5 protein-coding genes are annotated in these 3,974 nt (G+C 62.7%); all 5 read left to right on the plus strand.

Annotated elements, in window-relative coordinates:
• A partial coding sequence (locus B3C64_RS03610) for an alpha/beta fold hydrolase (protein WP_291533795.1) occupies nucleotides 1-993 on the plus strand: 993 nt, incomplete at its 5' end.
• Between the two features lie 89 nt (nucleotides 994-1,082).
• Nucleotides 1,083-1,883 (plus strand): pyrroline-5-carboxylate reductase, encoded by an 801-nt coding sequence (gene proC / locus B3C64_RS03615; RefSeq protein ID WP_291533797.1) that lies wholly within the window; start codon nucleotides 1,083-1,085, stop codon nucleotides 1,881-1,883.
• A gap of 17 nt (nucleotides 1,884-1,900) precedes the next feature.
• Entirely contained in the window at nucleotides 1,901-3,001 is a 1,101-nt protein-coding gene (gene ychF, locus B3C64_RS03620; protein WP_291533798.1) for a redox-regulated ATPase YchF, read from the plus strand.
• A gap of 276 nt (nucleotides 3,002-3,277) precedes the next feature.
• On the plus strand, nucleotides 3,278-3,634 hold the full coding sequence (locus B3C64_RS03625) for a FeoA family protein (RefSeq protein WP_291533799.1): 357 nt from the start codon (nucleotides 3,278-3,280) through the stop codon (nucleotides 3,632-3,634).
• A gap of 2 nt (nucleotides 3,635-3,636) precedes the next feature.
• Nucleotides 3,637-3,974: GTPase domain-containing protein (locus B3C64_RS03630; RefSeq protein WP_291533800.1), on the plus strand; the 338-nt coding region annotated here is incomplete at its 3' end.

Genomic DNA, 3,974 nt, shown 5'->3' on the forward strand with positions numbered 1-3,974 from the left:
GCCGAGGGCGCGGCGTTCCTGAAGCATTTCCTCGCCGATTCGATCATCCGCGATTTCGAGCACCTGCGCCGCACCGAATTCCGCGGCGCTCGGTGGACGACGCTTGGCCAGAGCTATGGCGGGTTCCTGACATTGACGTACCTTTCGCTGTTCCCGCAGGGCGTGGTCGCCAGCTTCACCACGGGAGGCATCCCGCATGTGCCGGCGGACGCCACCGAGGTATACCGCCACACGTTCCCGCGCATGGCGAGGAAAACCGCGCAATTCTACGAGCGCTATCCGGTCGATGGGGACCGCGCCGCGGCCGTGGCTGACATTCTGGCGTCCCGAAAGGTGACGCTGCCCAACGGCGATCCGCTGACCGTGGAGCGTTTCCAGTGCCTCGGCTCCGATTTCGGCATGAAACCGAGCTTCGAACGCGTGCATTGGATACTCGACCAGGCGTTCCTGGACGGTGACGGTTCGGCCGCGGCGGATGCGACGTTGTCTGACGAGTTCCTCTGGTCGGTCATGGACGCCACGGCGTCACGGCCGTTGTACTGGCCGCTGCAGGAATTCATCTACGCGAACGGCGAGCTCGGCGAGCCGATCCGCTGGGCCGCGCAGCGGGTGCGCGACGAGCATCCCGAGTTCGATGCCGCGCATCGCCCGCTCAACTTCACCGGCGAGGCCATGTTCCCCTGGATGTTCGAACAGGAAGGCGCGCTGCGCCCGTTCAAGCCCGCCATGGACGCGCTGATGGAGGACACGCGTTTCGGCAGAATCTACGACGCCGAGCAGCTGGCCCGCAACGAGGTTCCGCTGCAGGCGGCCGTCTACTACGACGACATGTACGTCGATTCGGGATTGCAGCTCGACACGCTGTCGCGCATCGGACGCTCGCATTACTGGACCACCAACGAATTCGAACATGACGGCGTGCATGGTTCCGTGGTGTTCAGGCACCTGTTCGACGAGGCGCTGAACCGCGGGGACCTGGAGGAACTGTTCTGAGCCGGTTCGGAACGGCGTCCACCCGTATACAGCCATATTTCGGATTCGCCCCAACACAGATTTCATCAACCGCACACAAGGGAGCAGATATGTCCAATCCAACCATCGGATTCATCGGATACGGCAACATGGCGCAGGCCATCGCCGAAGGCATGGTCGATGCCGGGGTCGTCAACGGCGGCAACATCGTGGCGTGCGCCGCGCATTATGACAAGCTGGAGAAGAACGCCGCGAAACTGGGCGTCCGCCCGCTGCATAATGCGTTGGAGGTCGCCGTGGCGGCGGACGTGGTCATCGTGGCCATCAAGCCCTACCAGATCGAAACGGTCGTCAAGCCGATCGTCGCGGAGCTTGCGAAGGCCGACAAGATCGTCGTGTCCATCGCGGCGGGATGGAACCTCGCCAAATACCGCGGGCTGTTCGGCGATGCCTTCGATTCCGCGCACGTGCAGTGCACCATTCCGAACACGCCGATGGCGGTCGGCAAGGGCGTGCTCGTCACGGAAACCGACAACACGCTGACCGACGGGCAGACGGCGCTGTTCGAGCGCCTGTTCGCGCCGATCAGCCTGATCGAGCGCGTCGACACCGCGCATATGGACATCGCCATGTGCATCGCCGGCTGCGCTCCGGCGTTCACCGACATGTACATCGAGGCGCTTGGCGACGCCGGCGTGAAGTATGGTCTGCAGCGCGCCACCGCATACCGGCTGGCCGCGAAGATGGTCGAAGGCGTGGGCGCGCTGTACATGGCGGACGAAACGCACCCGGGCGCGATGAAGGATGCCGTATGTTCGCCCGGCGGAACCACCATCAAGGGCGTCGCATCGCTTGAGGAAAGCGCGTTCCGCGGCGCCGTGATTAAGGCCGTCGACGCCATCGAAGCCTAAGACTAAGCTAGGGAATCATGTCTTTAACTATCGGAATCGTCGGACTGCCGAACGTCGGCAAGTCCACCATGTTCAATGCATTGACCCGCAACAACGTGCTGGCGGAGAACTATCCGTTCGCCACGATCGAGCCGAACACCGGCATCGTGCCGCTGCCGGACAAGCGTCTGCCCGTGCTCGCCAAGCTCGTGCACACCGAGAAGATCGTCCCGGCCACCGTCACCTTCGTCGACATCGCAGGCATCGTCAAGGGCGCGTCCGAGGGCGAGGGCCTAGGCAACAAGTTCCTCGCCAACATCCGCGAGGCCGACGCGATCTGCGAGGTCGTGCGCGCCTTCGAGGACGACGACATCGTGCATGTCAACGGCAAGGTCGACCCGGCCGACGACATCGACACCATCAACACCGAGCTGATCCTCGCCGATCTGCAGACCATCGAGAACGCGCTGCCGAAGTTGGAGAAGGATCTGCGCGGCAAGAAGATCGAACCGGCATACATGGACGCGGTCAAGAAGGCCAAGGAGATCCTCGAGAACGGCGAGACCATCGACAAGGCCGCGCGCGAAGGCCGTTTCGACAAGGATTCCGTCTACGACCTGCACCTGATGAGCGCCAAGCCGTTCATCTACGTGTTCAACGTGGACGATTCCGAACTGCAGAACAAGGAGCTCAAGGCCAAGCTCACCGCTTCCGTGGCCCCCGCTCCGGCCATCTTCCTCAACGCCCAGTTCGAGGCCGACCTGACCGAGCTCGACGAGGACGACGCGCGCGAGATGCTCGCCGACGCCGGTCTCGAGGAATCCGGCCTCGACCAGCTGGCCCGTGTCGGTTACGACACGCTCGGCCTGTCCACCTTCCTCACCGCCGGCGAGAAGGAGGTGCGCGCATGGCAGATCCACAAGGGCTACACCGCCCCGCAGGCCGCGGGTGTCATCCACACCGACTTCGAAAAGGGCTTCATCAAGGCCGATATCGTCTCCTATGACGATTTCGTCGCCGCCGACGGTTCGATGGCCACCATCAAGGAGGAGGGCAAACTCCGCCAGGAAGGCCGCGATTACGTCATGCAGGACGGCGACATCGTCGAATTCAAGTTCAACGTATCCAAGGGCAAGTGATTGATTCGTTGCCGCTGATGCACGCCAGACGGCGGTGCGCGGCCTCACGCGTCGTGAGACGATGAATGATTCGAATGCCGGCAGGCTGGCAGCCTGCCGGCATTCGTGCGTTTGGGGCTTGCGGACATGTACGGACGTATGCGATTTGCGCGGCATTCCATGGGGACGCCTATGGCGTCGGCGGTGTCGGTACCGGTCGGAAACGCGTGCAATACCATAAAATTCGCCAAAAAACAAGACTTGTGTCGCGTGTTTTTTTCTGATAGCCATGGCGGTATGACTGTTTTGCGTGAACACAGTGCCATGCGCATCGGCGGTATGGGGGAGGCCGGCGCTTCGAATCTGACGTTGCGTGATTGCCCGCGCGACGCGCATGTGCTTATCGACACCATCGATCTGGACGAACGGCATCGTTTTCGCCTCTGCGAGATCGGACTGACTCCCGGAGCGGGTCTGAGGGTCGTGCAGCGGGGCATGTTCGGCGGGCGCGTCATCGCTTTCGGAACCGAACGCATCGCACTCGACGGAGACACCGCGCGGGCCATACATGTCCGTCCGGCGCATGACGGGGCGAATCAGGCGGGCGCGTCCTCCATGAACGATGTGGCAAAAGGCGAGAAGGACGGACGATGACCATGAAATGCAGCAAATGCCAGGCCGAGGGAACCAATAACGAGATGGACGGCCGGCGAGCCGCGCAGGAAGATCTATGCCATTCCGGACATTCCTGCAAGGCATGCGCCTCGGGAGGCTGTGGTGAGCACCACAGGGGCATCGCGGCGCTGTTCGATGGGCAGCATTCCGCACCGATACGATTCGACGAGCAGACGGCGGACCGCAAGATCGACCTGTCCGCCATACGTGAGGCAGATCGTAAACCCCACGTGGACGGTTCCCCCCGACGGGTCGTGTTCGTCGGCAATCCGAACGTCGGCAAATCATCGCTGTTCAACGCGTTGCTGGGCGCGAAGAC

This window comes from Bifidobacterium sp. UBA6881 (assembly GCA_002451435.1).
Classification (GTDB): domain Bacteria; phylum Actinomycetota; class Actinomycetes; order Actinomycetales; family Bifidobacteriaceae; genus Bifidobacterium.